This is a genomic window from Providencia sp. PROV150, assembly GCF_028481025.1.
Lineage (GTDB): Bacteria > Pseudomonadota > Gammaproteobacteria > Enterobacterales > Enterobacteriaceae > Providencia > Providencia hangzhouensis.
The window spans coordinates 222977-240819 of record NZ_JAMPPJ010000002.1; the positions used below are offsets into that span (position 1 = coordinate 222977).

The 17843-nt window shown below is 39.3% G+C and carries 16 protein-coding genes; 10 read left to right on the forward strand and 6 right to left on the reverse strand.

All coding sequences use genetic code 11. The features are described 5' to 3' along the window. Positions 1 to 53: 53 nt before the first annotated feature. From bioD to PSE83_RS03240, 3 genes are all read right to left on the reverse strand, one after another. A complete protein-coding gene (gene bioD / locus PSE83_RS03230; protein WP_272660658.1) occupies positions 54 to 728 on the reverse strand; it encodes a dethiobiotin synthase in 675 nt (224 codons plus the stop codon). A gap of 142 nt (positions 729 to 870) precedes the next feature. After that, positions 871 to 2082, reverse strand: coding sequence for an ROK family protein (locus PSE83_RS03235; protein ID WP_004254305.1), 1212 nt, complete (start codon positions 2080 to 2082; stop codon positions 871 to 873). 91 nt (positions 2083 to 2173) lie between these two features. Then, the gene (locus tag PSE83_RS03240) at positions 2174 to 3085 is read right to left on the reverse strand and encodes a LysR family transcriptional regulator (RefSeq protein ID WP_036957727.1); all 912 of its coding nucleotides are present in this window, start codon (positions 3083 to 3085) and stop codon (positions 2174 to 2176) included. Positions 3086 to 3210: 125 nt separating this feature from the next. Between PSE83_RS03240 and PSE83_RS03245 the strand changes: the two genes are divergently transcribed. The 3 genes from PSE83_RS03245 to tus all read left to right on the forward strand — a co-directional run bounded on the left by PSE83_RS03245 (position 3211) and on the right by tus (position 6201). Then, positions 3211 to 4482: an MFS transporter gene (locus PSE83_RS03245; protein WP_272660659.1), complete on the forward strand. Its 1272-nt coding sequence runs from the start codon at positions 3211 to 3213 to the stop codon at positions 4480 to 4482. 84 nt (positions 4483 to 4566) lie between these two features. Next, entirely contained in the window at positions 4567 to 5145 is a 579-nt protein-coding gene (locus tag PSE83_RS03250; protein WP_036957726.1) for a lytic polysaccharide monooxygenase, read from the forward strand. A gap of 141 nt (positions 5146 to 5286) precedes the next feature. Then, positions 5287 to 6201: a DNA replication terminus site-binding protein gene (tus, locus tag PSE83_RS03255; protein WP_004254292.1), complete on the forward strand. Its 915-nt coding sequence runs from the start codon at positions 5287 to 5289 to the stop codon at positions 6199 to 6201. A 59-nt stretch (positions 6202 to 6260) separates the two neighbouring features. Here tus and fumC read toward each other — a convergent pair whose 3' ends face one another. Then, entirely contained in the window at positions 6261 to 7658 is a 1398-nt protein-coding gene (gene fumC, locus PSE83_RS03260; RefSeq protein ID WP_036957725.1) for a class II fumarate hydratase, read from the reverse strand. Positions 7659 to 7837: 179 nt separating this feature from the next. Between fumC and manA the strand changes: the two genes are divergently transcribed. The 3 genes from manA to add all read left to right on the forward strand — a co-directional run bounded on the left by manA (position 7838) and on the right by add (position 11980). Further along, positions 7838 to 9013 (forward strand): mannose-6-phosphate isomerase, encoded by a 1176-nt coding sequence (gene manA / locus PSE83_RS03265; protein ID WP_036957724.1) that lies wholly within the window; start codon positions 7838 to 7840, stop codon positions 9011 to 9013. 106 nt (positions 9014 to 9119) lie between these two features. Further along, the gene (locus PSE83_RS03270; RefSeq protein WP_228677005.1) at positions 9120 to 10766 is read left to right on the forward strand and encodes a YdgA family protein; all 1647 of its coding nucleotides are present in this window, start codon (positions 9120 to 9122) and stop codon (positions 10764 to 10766) included. A gap of 212 nt (positions 10767 to 10978) precedes the next feature. Further along, on the forward strand, positions 10979 to 11980 hold the full coding sequence (add, locus tag PSE83_RS03275; protein ID WP_004254279.1) for an adenosine deaminase: 1002 nt from the start codon (positions 10979 to 10981) through the stop codon (positions 11978 to 11980). Positions 11981 to 12231: 251 nt separating this feature from the next. Here the strand turns inward: add and PSE83_RS03280 are convergent, their stop codons facing one another. Next, positions 12232 to 13209 carry a bile acid:sodium symporter family protein gene (locus PSE83_RS03280; RefSeq protein WP_036957721.1) on the reverse strand — a complete coding sequence of 326 codons (978 nt, stop codon included), beginning with the start codon at positions 13207 to 13209 and terminating at the stop codon, positions 12232 to 12234. 60 nt (positions 13210 to 13269) lie between these two features. Beyond that, entirely contained in the window at positions 13270 to 14313 is a 1044-nt protein-coding gene (locus PSE83_RS03285; RefSeq protein WP_144140066.1) for an oxidoreductase, read from the reverse strand. A 128-nt stretch (positions 14314 to 14441) separates the two neighbouring features. Here PSE83_RS03285 and PSE83_RS03290 point away from each other — a divergent pair, with 128 nt between their 5' ends. From PSE83_RS03290 to rsxC, 4 genes are all read left to right on the forward strand, one after another. Beyond that, entirely contained in the window at positions 14442 to 14882 is a 441-nt protein-coding gene (locus tag PSE83_RS03290; RefSeq protein WP_004254257.1) for a DUF2569 domain-containing protein, read from the forward strand. An 84-nt stretch (positions 14883 to 14966) separates the two neighbouring features. Beyond that, the gene (gene rsxA / locus PSE83_RS03295; protein ID WP_004254254.1) at positions 14967 to 15548 is read left to right on the forward strand and encodes an electron transport complex subunit RsxA; all 582 of its coding nucleotides are present in this window, start codon (positions 14967 to 14969) and stop codon (positions 15546 to 15548) included. Continuing rightward, the gene (gene rsxB, locus PSE83_RS03300) at positions 15548 to 16162 is read left to right on the forward strand and encodes an electron transport complex subunit RsxB (protein WP_004254251.1); all 615 of its coding nucleotides are present in this window, start codon (positions 15548 to 15550) and stop codon (positions 16160 to 16162) included. The genes rsxA and rsxB overlap by 1 nt, the downstream gene beginning before the upstream one ends. Next, positions 16155 to 17843 (forward strand): electron transport complex subunit RsxC (gene rsxC / locus PSE83_RS03305; protein ID WP_272660660.1); only part of this gene is annotated, 1689 nt, incomplete at its 3' end. The genes rsxB and rsxC, both read left to right, overlap by 8 nt.

The following is a 17843-nucleotide window of genomic DNA, read 5'->3' on the forward strand; positions in this document are numbered from 1 at the left end:
CAAGGGCGCTATTTGATGATGGCGCCCTTTTTCTTTTATTGCTTATTAAGTAATTAGTTAGGAATAGCGATAAGTTCTTGCAGTTTATCTGTATTGAGGTAATGCCCTAACTCTTTTTCTTCAGGGCGCAATAAATATGGAATTTCTCCAATTAATGGAGCCTTAATATGATGTTGCAACCGGTCAATTATTTGGGCGTAGTGTGCCAACCCTGGGTTGATGCGGTTTGCCATCCAACCTATTAATGGTAACCCATCGGCTCGAATTGCATCAGCGGTTAATAATGCATGATTAACACAGCCATGTTGAATACCGACGACTAAGATAACACCGACCGGCTGATCTTTTAACCAGTCCACATAAAAAGTATTATCATCAAGTAGATAGCGCCATCCCCCATTACCTTCGATAACAACCATATCGCATTGATGATGTAAATGGTCTAACCCATGCTTTATTTTATTAAAATCAATGCTATTTTCATGACTGTAATTATCTGTGATACGCACAGGATTAACTTCATCATAGGAAACAAGGTCTTGAGAAACACTGTGGATTAGCAATGCATCTTTATTTCTGATTCCTTCAGGGGTATCAATGCATTGATCCGCAATAGGTTTATAGCCCACGGCTTTAATTCCTTGGCTATTTAGTGCTTGCAGGATGGCAAGCGTCGATACTGTCTTCCCGACATCTGTATCTGTCCCGGTAACAAATAGATTGATCATGGTCTTTTTCTATCCTGAAGTGACAGACTTATACAGCAATAAGCTGCAAAAATGATATGGATTCAGTTTATTGGAATGGGTAAGTGAGAAGTTTGCGTTAGCTCAATTTTGTGTACGATAGTATAAATATTATCGAATTGTTTTAGCCTTGTAATAGTTGTAGTAGTAGAGAACCATCATATAACGCTCTCTGTATTAATGACGTTTCACTATCCTTAACGGTAAATATGGATTTTTCTATTACTAAATTAGATGAATATAGAGGGATCGTATGTTTGTTTATATGATTATGTAAACATTCTAAAAATAACTCAGAATCTTGATTCAATGGGGAGTTTACCAAAATTAGCTCGCTCCCCAATAAATTCACCATCAATCCTAATGGTTTTGCCAACCGTTGAGCAACCTGATTAATAAGATAAACACAAAGGCTATCGTTTGATATTGCTCCAGAGCAAATGTTATCAATTGAGATATTTTTCTGATGTAAATGCGAATCAGGGTAGTTTATTAGCAAACTTTCAGCTAGGTGTAATATTGCAGGAATAGAAGTTTGGGTTTCCAAGCAACCATCGCTACCACAATAGCAAAAGTTATGGTTACAAGGTTCACATTGGGTATGGCCGAACAAAATAGGCCGATGGGTATTTGTATCTAATGTTGTTCCATGGCTTAGCACCATGACATTAACAACATCTTGTAGCTGTAAGTAAATAATATTTTTTTCTTTTCTTTTCTCTTGATGAGAGAAATGATCCATTAACGCTAAAGCATCCACAGGAGGGTGTAAATAAACTGGTAAACCGGTTTGCTTGGTAAGAGATTCCGCTATGGCCAGTTGGTGGATTTTAAAAGATGGATGCTGATAAATAACACCTGTATGAGGATCTAATATACCATCAATAAGAATGCTAATTGCAGTGACTCTTTCTAATATTTTTTGATTGCTAGCAAAAAATTGACTGATTAATTCAGTAAGCGAATCCATGAATTCACTATTGCCTAACGGTGTGAATGGATATTCTGTTTGAGCCAAGGTAACTGCGTTAATTTCTTTCAAGGAAATAATCAGTTTCTGGCCTTCAATACGGATCGCTAGAAATTGCCACCCTTCACTTTCAATTACCAGCCCTACAGCTGGACGCCCACGTAAACCAAGCACTGGAAACTCTAACTCTTTGATTAAGTGAGCATCCATAAGTTCACGTGTAATTTTAGTGATACTGGCAGGCGCAAGCTGAGCCTGTTTTGACAAGGCAATACGCGAAATTGGACCATGTTGATCAATGATACGATATACAATACCCGTATTTAACTGTTTGATTTGGTCAATGTGACCAGTTTGATTCACCATGGTAATAATTCAATTCCTTTATAAAGCAATGAGTTATTATGCCTTAATCTGTGTATGAATGATTTCGTTTACATTGAAAATGTGAACTAGCTCACTCTTGGTTGCCAACAATGTTGGCCATCAAAAGATTTGTCAATTTTTTGGCTACGGCAGGTAATGTTCTACGAGTATTGTAGACTAACCAAACTTCAGATGAAGCATTAATATTAGTGAGTTTTAAGTATTTTACACCATCAATTTTCATTCGTGTGAATGATTCTGTAATCACAGAAATTCCCATTCCCGCGGAAACTAATCCTAAAATGGTCATGGCTTCCCCCGCTTCTTGAGAAATGGTGGGTACCACTCCCGCAGATGTTAACAATTGATTTATTTCATCATATAGTGCGGTACCAACATCACGTTCAAAGAAAATGAATGGATAATCAGCAAGTTGTTGAATATCAACACCAACATCAATAAATTCTAATAATGGATGGCCTTCATAGACGGCAACCATAAATGGTTCTTTAAATAATAGTTGGTAATCCAATTGTTCTGGTAACACCGTATTTCTCATAATACCAATATCAATTCGCCCCGTAATTAATGGCGCTATCTGTTGTTTGGTATTCATCTGATGCATATGAATAGAAACTTCAGGGTAAGCTTCCCGATACTGCCGTAAACTCATGGTAACTTTGTGCATAAATGGCGTAGTTGACGTAAATCCAATAGATAACTCCCCAAGTTCGCCTTTTTCCATGCGAGCTGCTTTTGTCGCAGCCGCATCGACTTGAGCTAAAATTTGATATGCCTCTTTTAAGAACATTGCCCCCGCAGGCGTTAACGCAACGTTTCGATTATTCCTTTCTAACAATTTTGCATTAACTTTCTCTTCAAGCATTTGTATTTGCTGGCTTAAAGGGGGCTGTGAAATATGCAGACGTTCAGCTGCCTTGCCAAAATGAAGCTCTTCAGCGACAGCAATAAAGTATCGAAGATGTCTAAGTTCTATACTCATCTTTTGGTTAATACCCATTAATATGTTTAAAGTATTATTATTAATAATTAATATATTAGACAAAAAACTAGAAAGTTTCTATTCTTTGATCGAAATCAAACGTGTTGGTATGACAAGGAATAAACATGGAACACTCACAAAATAGCCTCACATCTGAGCGGCCTAATGAAGGAATAAGAACACCCTTGCAGGGAAATACCACACCCAAAAAACATTATATACAAAGAGATGATGCGCTGTACTTACGTGTAACCTTATCTTTTTTTACGGTGGGCTTTGCCACATTCGCTTTGCTATATTTTGTTCAGCCAATATTACCTATGCTGTCAGAGGATTTTAATATTTCCCCTGCAACTGCAAGCTTATCATTATCACTGAGTACTGGCTTGATGGCATTAGGTTTACTGATTACCGGGCCAATTTCAGATGCAATAGGCCGCAAAAATGTGATGGTTATTGCATTGGCTTGTGCTGCACTATTTACTCTGCTCAGTTCAGTCATGCAGAGTTGGCAAGGGATCTTAATTGCGAGGGCATTAGTCGGTTTATCGCTAAGTGGCGTTGCTGCTGTCGCTATGACTTATTTGAGTGAAGAGATCCATCCAAGTTATGTTGCGTTATCCATGGGGTTATATATTAGTGGTAATTCATTGGGTGGAATGAGCGGCCGTTTGGTGACGGGAGTGATTGCTGATTTTTATTCATGGCGTGTTGCCGTTGTGATTTTAGGTTCGTTAGCTTTGATCGCGGCTATTGGTTTTTGGCGCTTATTGCCCCCTTCTCAGCATTTTCGTGCGAGTTCTTTAAAACCTAAGAATCTATGGGTTAATTTGCATCTACACTTTAGAGACAAAGGCTTACCTTTTCTATTTATTGAAGGCTTTGTTTTGATGGGTGGTTTTGTCACAATGTACAACTACATTGGATATCGTTTACTTGAAGCGCCTTACTCTTTTTCTCAGTCTATTGTTGGCTTGTTATCCGTTATTTATTTAACAGGGACTTACAGTGCGACTAAAACGGGAAGTTTAATTCACAAGTATGGACTTGGACGAGTGCTCATAGCGTCTATTACTATGATGTTAGTTGGTATTTTAATCACACTATATTCAAATGTTTGGTTAGTGCTGCTAGGAATGACAATACTAACAACGGGCTTTTTTGCAGCGCACTCTGTAGCGAGTAGCTGGGTGGGACGCAGAGCTAAACGAGCACGTGGACAAGCGTCTTCTCTGTATTTATTTAGTTATTACGCTGGGTCAAGTATTGCAGGTACGGTTGGTGGCTTATTTTGGCAACACTTTGGCTGGAATGGCGTTGCGCTATTTATTGCTGGAATATTATTTATCGGCATAGTCATTGCTTACCGTTTGAAATCAATTTGTTATAACCAGTAGATTAGGAACTAATAAAGGTTAAACTACCATACCTTCTCGTGATTAGTAGATGATAAAAAAGTCTATTAATTACGAGGAAACCCAATGAAACCATTCTCTATAAAACCATTTTTAATTGCCCCATTACTCCTATGCTGTAGTTCTTTTGTTTGGTCCCATGGCTATGTCGAATCCCCTGAAAGTCGTTCATATTACTGCAAGCAAGGGGTAAATACCCACTGCGGAGCTGTGCAATATGAACCGCAATCTATTGAAGGCCAAAAAGGTTTTCCTCAATATGGCCCAGTTGATGGAAAAATTGCTAGCGCCGGTATTGCTGCTTTTTCTCCCTTAGACATACAAACTGCGAATCGATGGCAACGGGTTATCTTAAATTCACCTGATGTTAGGTTTAAATGGCGCATCACGGCAAAACATAAAACGACAAAATGGGAATATTTCATAACTAAGCCAGACTGGCAGCCAAACGCCTTGCTATCTCGTAATCAATTTACACTAACGCCATTTTGTAAATTTGAACGCGTAGAGTTTCCAGAAGAGACTGTTGAGCACAAGTGTGTATTACCAAAAAAGCAAAAAGGTTACCATGTCATTTTAGCCATTTGGACGATAGATGATACGCAAAATGCGTTTTATCAAGTTATTGATACAGAAATAAATTAACGTCAAAGGAAAGCTTATATAAGAAAGGGGCAAGTGTTAAAATGCCCCACTTGCCCTTTTTGACTCTGATTTTCTTATAGATAAACACGAGAGTTTATGTTATTTATTGTTTATTATCCATTTGAATGTTGTAACTAAGCTATGAAAAAACAAGATTTAATTAATACGTTCAATGAATTGGAATCACAAATAAACCAATTTAGCCTGTTGTTATTGGAACAATCAAAACAAGTTCCATTTACAGCTCATGTCTTCCAGTTACCTTCAGTAATTAAAGGTGAAGAGAATAATGAGATAGAACAAATCTCAGTACAAACATTAGTTGGTCATGATGCGATACGTGAAACAGTAAAGTTAGTTAATTTATTGTTTTTACAAAACAAACCAGACGAGGTCAGCAACAAAGCCGCTATCCGTTTACCGGGGGTTATATGTGTACAAACTAATTTGCAAACTTATCGTAACTTTAATTCATTAATTTTAAAGGTCAATGAGTTAAAAATGCATATAAAAGCCATTGTCACACAAGTTGACGAACCTCATCGATTCGAATTTATTCGTGATAGTTTACATGGCCTACTAACATTGAATACCTACCGAACCCTCTCTTCATTGATTGATGTCGATACGATTAATTTTGGATGGGCGAATAAAAAAGTTATCAATAAAGTCACAAAAGAAGCAATGCTAGACCGCTTACAAGCAAGCTTAGAAAGTGGCCGCTGCCCTCTTCATTTACCAAAAGAGCACTGGCGCTTACAATTGGAAAATGAAATTCGCTTAATTGACGCCCTACCTTACAATGCGGTTTTAAAAACTCAACGGCCAGTCAAAGTTCAGCCAATCGCTCGTGTGTGGGATAAAGAACAACAGAAACAAACCCAGTTTGCTTGTGCAACGCCTTTATTTGTTTTTGCGCTTGAAAAAACGGTGGCAGAAATTAAAGTCGGTGAACTTCCCGATTACCATGCCAATAACATTGCAATCCGTAATCGGCCCAGAGCAAAAGCAGTTGAACTATTAATACCACGTTTAAATTTGTATATAGAACGCTAAAAAAACACCCATCTGTCAAACAGTATGGGTGTTATATAAAGCCAGTTTAATAAGCTAGCTTAAGATTTCATGCTGCCAACCATATCTTCTGGACGAACCCAATCATTGAACTGTTCTTCTGTTAAATAGTTTAATTTCAATGCGGATTCTTTCAGCGTCAGTCCTTCTTTATGCGCTTTTTTAGCAATTTCTGCGGCTTTATCGTACCCAATGTGAGTATTTAAAGCTGTCACTAACATTAGCGATTCATGAAGTAATTTTTCAATACGCTCACGATTTGGTTCAATTCCAATCGCACAATGCTCATTAAAGCTACGCATACCATCAGCTAATAAGCGAACAGACTGTAAGAAATTATCAATTAGCATTGGGCGGAATACATTCAGCTCAAAATTACCGGATGCCCCACCAATGTTAACAGCAACATCATTCCCCATAACTTGTGCACATAACATAGTCAGTGCTTCACACTGTGTAGGGTTTACTTTACCTGGCATGATTGAACTGCCTGGCTCATTTTCTGGGATAGATATTTCACCAATACCGCAGCGAGGACCAGATGCTAACCACCTAACATCATTGGCAATTTTCATTAAAGAGGCAGCTAAGCCCTTTAAAGCACCATGTGCATGTACAAGGCTATCGCAAGTTGCTAATGCTTCAAATTTATTAGGTGCCGTAACAAATGGTTGGCCAGTTAATTCTGCGATTTTTTTCGCAACACGTACCGCATATTCAGGATGCGTATTTAAACCAGTCCCTACTGCTGTACCACCTAGCGCTAATTCACACACATGAGGAACAGAATTTTCAATGTGTTTTTCATTATGCGCTAACATTGCAGCCCAACCTGAAATTTCTTGGCCTAGCGTCAACGGGGTTGCATCTTGCAAGTGAGTACGACCGATTTTTACAATATCTTTAAATTCTTTCGCTTTTGCATCTAATGTTTGATGCAAAATTTTCAGTTCAGGGAGAAGATGTTCGCGGATTGCGACGACCGCAGCAACGTGCATTGCTGTTGGGAAAACATCATTTGAACTTTGACTTTTATTCACATCATCATTAGGGTGAATAAGACGATCATTACCACGTTGACCACCGAGAATTTCGCTACCACGGTTAGCTAAAACCTCGTTCATGTTCATGTTACTTTGCGTACCAGAACCGGTTTGCCAAATAGCTAGAGGAAATTCCGTTGGATGTTTACCAGCTAAAACTTCGTCAGCAGCAGCAATGATTGCATCGCCGCGCTCTTTAGCTAATAATCCAAGATCCATATTAACACTAGCAGCGGCTTTTTTAGTGATAGCGAGTGCGTGAATTAACGCAACAGGCATTTTTTCTACAGATATACGGAAATGTTCTAAAGAACGCTGCGTTTGCGCGCCCCACAATTGGTCAGCAGGTACTTCAATTGGTCCCATTGAGTCTTTTTCAATGCGAGTGGCTGCCATTACTATCTCCTTAGGTACATACACAGAATAATTGATTTTAGAATCATCTGCTTGCAGGTAAGCAAATAACCGAGCAGTATAATGCCACAAATTGAATTTCATTTATGAGACTTGGTCGAGCTTATTGTATTGTAGTGAAAAGGAAATCAGTTGATTTTTATGAAAAAGAGAATTTTGCTATGCTTAAAATGATAAACAAAGTCCAAAACTATGACTGGGGCAGTAAAACGGCCCTGACTAAGTTATATGGGATTTCAAACCCTGATAGCTTACCTATGGCTGAACTTTGGATGGGTGCTCATCCAAAAGCAAGCTCCGAAGTTCTCGATGCGGAAAAAAATCAAAGTATTCCACTTAACGCCTTAATTGAAAGTGATCCTGAAGCCTACTTAGGTCAGCATGTCGCACAAACTTATCATCGTTTACCTTATTTATTTAAAGTGTTATGTGCTGCTCAACCGTTGTCTGTTCAAGTACATCCAAACAAAACTTATGCTGAAGTTGGTTTTGCTAAAGAAAATTCAGCTGGCATCCCTCTAGATTCCCCAATACGCAATTATAAAGATGACAACCATAAGCCTGAATTAATCTTTGCGTTAACACCTTTTAAGGCAATGAACGCGTTTCGCCCACTGAATGAAATCGCGCAATTACTGGATTTTGTTTCAGCTGCACATCCTGATATCCAATTATTTGTTCAAGACCCAACAAAAGAAAAGTTATCTCGTTTATTTGCACAAATTCTTAATTTAACAGGTGAACAAAAAGATTTAGCACTTGGCGTATTGAAAGCCGCTTTAAACAGCCGACAAGGCGAGCCATGGAACTCAATAAAGCAAATGGTTAGCCTATATCCTGAAGATAATGGGCTATTTACCCCTCTTCTTCTTAACATCGTTGAATTAGAACCTGGTGAAGCGATGTTTTTATATGCCAGAACGCCACATGCATATCTAGAAGGTGTTGGGTTAGAGGTGATGGCAAACTCAGATAATGTACTGCGTGCTGGGTTAACAAATAAGCACATAGATATCCCAGAGCTGATTGCTAACATTGACTTTAAGCCTACGTTTGCAAAGGATTTATTAAGTATTCCCGAAAAATCTGGAAATATCTGGAAATATAATATTCCAGTAGAAGATTTTGCATTTAATATATATTCTATAACCCACTCGGAAGTTGCGCTATCTAACAATAGTGCCTCAATTTTGTTCTGTATTGAAGGCCAGTTAGTTTTACATTCAAGTAATGATGAAATATGCATTAATTCAGGTGAATCTGTTTTCTTGCCTGCTTATGAGAAAAGCATAACCATTAATGGCAGTGGCAAACTAGCCCGGGTATTTAACAAATAGTGTCATATTCTGTATTTAACCGTCTTCATTGTATGAAGACGATTATATAAAACTTTTATAAATTTATAAGTACGGCAATAACGTGCTGAAAGGATGGATGTTTATAATGAAAAAGTCATTAGTCGCGGTTGGTGTTATTGTTGCTCTGGGGGCAGTGTGGACTGGAGCTTCATGGTATACAGGTTCTAAAGTAAAAGATGAACTTGATAGAGTAATTCTCAAAACCAACGATTTTTTTGCTGTAAATGTGCCTGAGTCAGGTTTGAATTTTAAAGTAGAAAATTATGAAAAAGGTGTTTTTTCATCTAAAGCAGATATCGTAATCACCTCTGCGGATTCAGTATCACCAGAAGACTCAATTGTATTCAAAACGAATATTGACCACGGTCCATTCCCATTATCACAAGTCGCTAAGTTTAATTTATTACCAAAATTAGCAGCGACGCAAATTGAATTAGCTAACAACGCGACGACAAAAGAATTATTCGAAGCGACTCAAGGTAAACCATTTATTCATGGTTCTGCTGTCATTGGCTATAGCAAAAGTATTGATACCAATTTAGAGCTGATCCCTGTCGAGTATAAGAAAGATGACGTTTCATTATCTTTCAGTGGTTCTAAGTTTGATGTATCAACAACTTCTGATCTTGCTGCCGTTGATGCAACTTTAGTCACTGATAATTTAGTTATTGGTAAAAAAGATAACTCTGAATCTATGACATTAAAAGGCTTAAAATTAGTCTCTAATGTAACAAAATCACAATATGGCTTCTACACTGGAACCCAGTCATTTGTTATTGCTGATACAGATTTCAACATTCCTGAAACTAAATTTTCTTTTAAAGATTTCAAAATTTCAAGCGACACCTCTATTACTGGCGAAGATGTGAAAGGGAATATTTCTTATAGCATCTCTGACTTAAAGGCGTTAGAGCAAAACTTAGGTTCTGGCGAACTGACTGTTGCTATTGAAAAATTAGATGCTAAAGCATTAGGTAAATTCGTTGAACAATATAATGAAGCATTAGCTCAAGGCTTAGCTAATGGTGACCCAACTGAAGCAACAGAGCGTTTAGCGATGGAAATGATGTCTACAACATTGCCAGAGCTAATGAAAAGCAAGCCTGTATTCACTGTTAGCCCCTTCTACTGGAAAAATGAAGCTGGCCAAAGTTCAGTTGACCTAAACATCACATTTAATAAATGGAACCAAGATGAAATTACTGCGTTAGCAATGTCTAACAAAGTTGATGAAGCTATCAAGCAACTCATTACTTCTTTTGATTTCAATTTAAAACTGAACAAGCCAATGATGATCGAATCAATGACTCAAGCAATGATTTTAGATCAAGGTGTTCCAGTTAATGCTGATACTAAGAAAGAAATGAAAGGTATGGTTACTTCTGAATTTGAAGGTGTTCAGCAAATGCTGACTTCAGATATGTTCTCTTCTCCATTTGAAGAAATGTTTATGACAGATGAAGAACGTGCTGAAAAAGCTAAACAGAAAAAATCACCTTGGATGATTGATAGCGAAAATGATTTAACTATGACTATCAAATTTGCAGGTAATGACCTGACATTCAACAATGACAAATATACCTTAGCTGAGTTCCTCACTAAGATGAAAGTGATGTCTAACCCAGAAGATGCATTAGAATATGAAGCTGTACCTGCTCCAGATGCAGAACCAGCACCAGAAATGGAAGTTGAGCCTGAACTAGCACCACAAGATGCAGCGCCAGCTAACTAATTAATCTAATCGATACAATTTAGTCACAAAAGCCAGTTAATATGAAGTGAACCCATATAGCTGGCTTTTTTATTTGACACCCCATTTAAGTGTGAGCAGCATCACACTTAAAATGTAATTATTGATCACGTTTCACATTTTTCGTGATTTGGAATTGCATTTGGAAAAATAAAAGCCAAAATGAGGATAGAAAATAGATAAAGGATCATTCCGTGATTAAAACACATTTACCTTTAACCGATTTACACCGCCACCTTGATGGCAATATCCGCCCAGAAACGATTCTTTCCTTAGCAGAACAGCATCACATTCAATTACCAGCGACAGAACTTGAAGCTTTGCGCCCTCACGTCCAAATTATAGGACAAGAAGCTGATTTAGTCGGTTTCTTAGCAAAACTCGATTGGGGAGTCGCTGTTTTAGCAGATTTAGAAGCATGCCGCCGTGTGGCATTTGAAAATGTCGAAGATGCTTTTAATGCTGGTATCGATTACGCAGAGCTACGCTTCTCTCCATACTATATGGCCATGAAACACCAGCTACCTGTAGAAGGTGTCGTTGAAGCTATTATTGATGGCGTGCGTGCTGGATGCCAACAATTCGACATTAAAATTAATTTAATTGGAATTTTGAGCCGTACTTTTGGCCAACAAGCCTGTACAACTGAATTACAAGGACTATTAGCTCATCGTCATCACTTATGTGCTTTAGATTTAGCTGGAGATGAACTAGGTTTCCCTGGAGAGTTATTTGAGTCACACTTTATCAAAGCTAGAGATACAGGGTTAAATATCACTGTTCATGCAGGTGAAGCGGCTGGAGCGAACAGTATTTGGCATGCTATCAATGTATTAGGTGCACAACGAATTGGCCATGGTGTAAAGGCAATAGAAGACCCTGCTTTAATTGAATATTTAGTAAAACATCAAATTGGTATGGAAAGCTGTTTAACATCAAATATTCAAACAAGCACTGTGCCATCCCTTGCTCAACACCCATTAAAAACCTTTTTGCAACAAGGTGTATTGGCTTCAATTAATACAGATGACCCAGCAGTTCAAGGTATTGAGTTACGCTATGAGTATGAAGTTGCAGCCCCACAAGCAGGTTTAACTTCAGCAGAAATAGAACAAGCGCAACGTAATGGCCTAAGTATGGCATTTTTATCTGAAAGTGAGAAAAAAGCGCTCTTACATAAAGCCGCTACCCGTTAATTTAAATGTTATCAGGGTATTTATTATAACCCTGATAACTCTCTCAAACATTTCACATCTCTTTACACACCAATAGACCGTCATCATTAACCAATCACTCCCCCTCTAGTTAGCTTTTTTATACTTAACGTATAAACACTGTTGTTAATGTATCAATTATAAAGCCCTATTGTATGTTGTAACTAAATAAGTACCCTTATAAATAAACAGCAAAAAACATGAGGGGTTACTAATCCCCTCAATATTTGTGCTTACTTGGTCGATAATCGTTTAGCATAACGCTGAGCAAGTACAGCGCTGACCATCAGTTGTATTTGGTGGAAGATCATCAATGGCAATAAAATAACCCCCACTGTCGCAGCAGGAAATAACACGTTCGCCATTGGTACTCCATTCGCTAAACTCTTTTTCGAGCCACAGAAAACGATGGTAATTTCGTCTTCTTTGCTAAAACCTAACAGCCGTGCAGCTAACGTATTAAATACAATGACAATAAATAAAATAACGCAAGTAACAACCACTATCATTAAGAGTGAAAATGCATCTATTTTCTGCCAAATCCCCTCTACAACGGCTTCACTAAATGCCACATAAACAACCAATAATATTGAAGACCGGTCAGTCATATTAACTAATTTTCTATTCCGGTTTATCCAATTGGCAATCAATGGTCGAGACAAATGCCCCACAACAAATGGCAGCATCAATTGCATTAAAATAGACCCTATTGCATTGAGCGTATCTATGGCTTGGCTGCCATCAGCATCCATCAATAAACCCACTAAGATTGGTGAAAGAAAAACCCCAAGAATGCTTGACGCTGATGCACTACAAATAGCCGCGGCAATATTTCCCCCGGCCACCGAGGTGAAAGCAATTGCTGATTGTACAGTTGCAGGTAAAGCACATAGGTATAAAAAGCCCATATATACGGTAGGTGACATCCATTTAGGTACAATCACCGCAAGCCCTAAGCCTACGATAGGAAATACAATAAATGTACTCGCAAAAACCAAGAGGTGGAGACGCCAATGCCCTATCCCTGCCATTATTGATTCACGAGATAACTTAGCCCCATGCATAAAGAACAATAATGCAATTGCAGCAGTAGTTAAATATTGAAACCCCGTTTTTATATCGCCTTCACAAGGAAAAAGGCTGGCTAGAATGACAACGCCAATCATGATAAGTAAAAATGGGTCGATTCTCAGTTTAGCTAGCAAATTCATTCGATTATCCATAATAAAAGCCAGTTATGTTAACTGGCCTTATAGTGTGCGTTAATGACGTTAAAATATTGCTTCGATTGTGCGTTTTTCTTTTGCCGAACGTATACCTGCTTCAATAAGCTTCATAATATCTATTGCTTCGCTCGGTGTGACGGGGTTTGGTTTACCATGGCGAATCGCATCATATATCCCTTGATAATAACCACCATAATTACCGCGTTGGTTTGGCCACGATTGTGTTATAAGCTCATCACCTTGTGACAACGTCACGCTCCCCATATTGGTATCAACTCCCCAATCAGTCCCTTCTGGTCGTTGGCCAGCTTTTAAACAGTCTTCTTGGGGATCTAAACCATATTTAACATAACTACCATTCATTCCATGAATAACATATATCGGTGTTGGTGCAGCAGCTAATGTTGTTGCATGTAATACAACCTTCTTATCTGCATATTGCAAAACGGCATGAAAGTAATCCACTGCCTGTGCATTAGGGCGGATCATAGCAAGATCAACGCTGATCCCTAAAGGCCTACCAAAATACTGCAAGACTTGATCCAACAAGTGCGGCCCTAAGTCGTACCAAATACCTGCTCCAGGAATATCAGCTTCACGCCAACGTTGCCTAACTAGCGGACGATAACGGTCAAAATGTGATTCATAATATTTAATATCGCCTAGCTTACCTTCTTCTAATATTTTTTTAACTGTTAAAAAACCTGAATCCCATCGGCGGTTATGATAAACCGACAGTAATTTTCCTGCTTGCTCCGCTTGTTGTTTTAATTGTTCTGCTTGTGAGACATCTAATGTAAATGGTTTATCGACAACGACGTGCTTCCCTGCTGCTAATGCCGCTTGAGCAAGAGGAAAGTGAGTATCATTAGGCGTAGGAATAACGACTAGTTCGATATCTTTATCAGCAAAAACAGCTTCCGGAGAGGCGGCAACATGAATATTTGGCCAATCTGCCTTAACCTTACTCGGGTCACTGCTAGAAATCGTTGTTAAATCATACCCTTCTAAAATACCAAGGAAGGGAGCATGAAATGTTTTACTGGCATAGCCATATCCGATGATCGCGACTTTAATTGGTTTAGACATTTAGACCTCATACAACGATAAACTCAGGTAGAGATAAAAAGTACCATCAGAAGGAATGAAATGGCAAATAAATCTATGATAGGATTGTAGATTGTCCAGCGAATTTGCCAAAATGGGTTTGATTAATTATGACTTCAGTTTATGACGCTAACCGCATCACTGGCTGGCTATTAGTTCCAGCGATCTATTTGTTATTAACCTTTTTAGCTGTTTGCAGTATGACTGTTATGTATTGCATTAAATTTTATGAGATTGTCACGACTGTTGATCATTGGACAAGTTTTATTCCTGCCGCTTGGTATCTGTCATTTGCCATCGCTGTTGGGATGACTATTTTCAGTATTCATGTACTGCAACTGATGTTTTCCCGCTCAAAGCATTTCCCCCGCCATTTTATTATTTGGCTACTCATTTTGTTATTATTAGGTATAAAAACCTTCGCATTTTCACCTATTGACGATGAAACCGCTTTGCAGGTCTTAGCATGGCCTTTAATTGGCGCGGGTTTCTTTGTCCCTTATCTAAAACGCTCTCAACGTGTGAAAATGACTTTCACACAAGATCGATAAGCATCACATAAATTGCTTGATATCATAATGATAGTTTAACTGGCTTCGGCCAGTTTTTGTTCTTTTTTCATTTCAGGCAATAGCATGACTGATTATCTATTACTCTTTGTTGGAACAGTGCTGGTTAACAACTTCGTTCTCGTTAAATTCCTTGGCTTATGCCCTTTTATGGGCGTCTCAAAAAAACTCGAACCGGCCATTGGAATGGGCTTAGCAACGACGTTTGTTATGACATTAGCGTCAATCAGTTCTTGGTTGATTGACACACTTGTCCTTATTCCTCTCGATCTTGTCTATCTGCGGACGCTAAGCTTTATTTTAGCGATTGCTGTTGTTGTACAGTTTACTGAAATGGTGGTCAGGAAAACGAGCCCAACGCTTTACCGTTTACTCGGTATTTTTCTGCCTTTAATTACCACCAACTGTGCGGTTCTTGGTGTTGCCTTATTAAATATTAATATGTCTCATACTTTTATGCAGTCTGCCGTGTACGGTTTTGGCGCTGCTGTGGGTTTCTCATTAGTAATGGTTTTATTTGCCGCTATTCGCGAACGTTTAGCTGTTGCCAATGTTCCTGCTCCATTTAAAGGATCATCAATTGGGTTAATTACAGCTGGCTTAATGTCTCTCGCGTTTATGGGCTTTAGTGGTTTGGTGAAATTCTAATGATGTCTGTATGGATTGCTATCGGTATATTAGCCGTTTTTGGCCTGATATTTGGGCTGATGTTAGGTTACGCCTCATTACGCTTTAAAGTTGAAGCAGACCCTATTGTCGAACAAGTTGAAGCAATATTGCCTCAAAGCCAGTGCGGTCAATGCAGTTATCCTGGCTGTCGCCCTTACGCCGAAGCGGTTGCAAATAATGGGGAAATGATCAACAAATGCGCCCCTGGTGGCGAGCAAGTCATGCTAAAAATCGCTGAGTTGCTTAATGTCGACCCTCAGCCGATTGATGGCGATGAAGCCGCTCAAAACCCCGTTCGTAAAGTGGCTATTATCGACGAAGAAAACTGCATTGGTTGTACTAAATGCATTCAAGCTTGCCCTGTTGATGCCATTGTTGGTGCAACCCGCGCCATGCATACTGTGATTGAAGACTTGTGCACAGGCTGCGACTTATGCGTCGCCCCTTGTCCTACAGATTGTATTGAGCTTGTTCCTGTGAAAACGACTACAGCCAATTGGAAATGGGATTTAAACACTATCCCAGTAAAAAATATTAGTGTTGAACCCAATGAACAGCTTGTCACTAAAGCAAGAGGTGAAACTCATGCTTAAGCTCTTTAATTGGTTGAAAAAAGATAATATTTGGGATTTTAAAGGTGGGATCCATCCGCCTGAAATGAAGCTACAATCTAGCCAAACACCGATGCGTATTGCATCAGTGCCCAATGAGCTGATTATCCCATTACAACAACATTTGGGCCCTGAGGGAGAGCTAATTGTTCAGGTTGGCGACTCCGTATTAAAAGGCCAGCCATTGACTAAAGGGCTTGGGCGTACTGTACCTGTTCATGCATCAACTTCAGGGGTGATCACTGCAATTGAACCTATGGTAACGGCACACCCTTCAGGCTTAAAAGAATTGTGTGTGCGTATTGCAGCCGATGGCCATGATACATGGTGTACTTTGTCCCCAGAGCCTAATTACGTTCAACTAACCCGTGCTGAATTACTGCAAAAAATTGAACAAGCTGGGATAGCCGGCCTCGGTGGTGCAGGTTTCCCAACAGCATCAAAATTGGCCGGTGGTCAAGATGCGATTAAAACATTAATCATTAATGCAGCTGAATGTGAGCCTTATATCACAGCTGATGATAGGTTAATGCAAGAACATGCACAGGAAGTTATTGAAGGCTGTCGTGTTTTACAGCATTTATTAACCCCAGACCAAGTATTAATTGGTATTGAAGACAATAAACCCGAGGCTATCCAAGCCCTAAAAGATGCTGTCACCTCGCAAGACAAACAAATATTCATCCGAGTTATACCAACAAAATACCCATCAGGTGGTGCCAAACAGCTGACAAAAATTTTGACGGGAAAAGAAGTGCCATCCGGTGCGCGTTCTTCACAAATTGGTGTGTTGATGCAAAACGTCGGTACTGTCGTCGCCATTAAACGCGCGGTTGTTGATGGCCAGCCATTGATTGAGCGTGTGGTAACCGTTACTGGTGAAGCCATCAGTAAACCGGGTAATTTTTGGGCGCGTTTAGGCACTCCGGTTAAACATCTATTACAGCAATCAGGTTTTCACCCAGAGCCAGAACAAATGGTGATTATGGGGGGGCCTTTAATGGGCTTTACCCTACCCGACCTGAATGTCCCTGTCGTAAAAATTTGTAACTGTTTACTGGTTCCCACAATGGAAGAAATGGGACCTAAAGCACTAGAAGAAGCGTGTATTCGTTGTGGGTTGTGTGTCGATGCCTGCCCAGCCGGGTTACTTCCTCAGCAACTTTACTGGTTCAGTAAAGGAGATGAACACGAAAAAGCGCAAAAACATAATTTATTTGACTGCATAGAGTGTGGTGCATGTGCTTATGTGTGCCCAAGTAATATTCCGCTAGTGCAATATTATCGTCAAGAAAAAGCAGAAATTCGTGAAATAGCTCAAGAAGAGCGCCGTGCCGCTGAAGCAAAATTGCGTTTTGAAGCAAAACAGTTGCGTATGGAACGTGATAAGCAAGCGCGGGAAGAACGTCATAAAAAAGCTGCTGTACAGGTAGATAGCGCTGATAAAGATGCCGTTAATGCAGCTTTAGCCCGGGTTAAAGCCAAACAAAGTGCGACAACCGAACCAATTAAGATTGTTTCCGGTGAATTACCAGACAATAGTGCTGTGATTGCTGCTCGCGAAGCCCGTAAAGCACAAGCACGTGCTAAACAGGCGGAAAAACTGGCCAATACACCAGTAGAACCTACTGATATAGAGACCACGGATGATCCTCGCAAAACC

Excerpts from the sequence above, each read along its gene's own strand:
- bioD (WP_272660658.1), bottom strand. The coding sequence starts at position 728 with ATGATCAATCTATTTGTTACCGGGACAGATACAGATGTCGGGAAGACA.
- PSE83_RS03235 (WP_004254305.1), bottom strand. The coding sequence starts at position 2,082 with ATGGTGAATCAAACTGGTCACATTGACCAAATCAAACAGTTAAATACG.
- PSE83_RS03240 (WP_036957727.1), bottom strand. The coding sequence starts at position 3,085 with ATGAGTATAGAACTTAGACATCTTCGATACTTTATTGCTGTCGCTGAA.
- PSE83_RS03245 (WP_272660659.1), top strand. The coding sequence starts at position 3,211 with ATGGAACACTCACAAAATAGCCTCACATCTGAGCGGCCTAATGAAGGA.
- PSE83_RS03250 (WP_036957726.1), top strand. The coding sequence starts at position 4,567 with ATGAAACCATTCTCTATAAAACCATTTTTAATTGCCCCATTACTCCTA.
- tus (WP_004254292.1), top strand. The coding sequence starts at position 5,287 with ATGAAAAAACAAGATTTAATTAATACGTTCAATGAATTGGAATCACAA.
- fumC (WP_036957725.1), bottom strand. The coding sequence starts at position 7,658 with ATGGCAGCCACTCGCATTGAAAAAGACTCAATGGGACCAATTGAAGTA.
- manA (WP_036957724.1), top strand. The coding sequence starts at position 7,838 with ATGCTTAAAATGATAAACAAAGTCCAAAACTATGACTGGGGCAGTAAA.
- PSE83_RS03270 (WP_228677005.1), top strand. The coding sequence starts at position 9,120 with ATGAAAAAGTCATTAGTCGCGGTTGGTGTTATTGTTGCTCTGGGGGCA.
- PSE83_RS03280 (WP_036957721.1), bottom strand. The coding sequence starts at position 13,209 with ATGAATTTGCTAGCTAAACTGAGAATCGACCCATTTTTACTTATCATG.
- PSE83_RS03285 (WP_144140066.1), bottom strand. The coding sequence starts at position 14,313 with ATGTCTAAACCAATTAAAGTCGCGATCATCGGATATGGCTATGCCAGT.
- PSE83_RS03290 (WP_004254257.1), top strand. The coding sequence starts at position 14,442 with ATGACTTCAGTTTATGACGCTAACCGCATCACTGGCTGGCTATTAGTT.
- rsxA (WP_004254254.1), top strand. The coding sequence starts at position 14,967 with ATGACTGATTATCTATTACTCTTTGTTGGAACAGTGCTGGTTAACAAC.
- rsxB (WP_004254251.1), top strand. The coding sequence starts at position 15,548 with ATGATGTCTGTATGGATTGCTATCGGTATATTAGCCGTTTTTGGCCTG.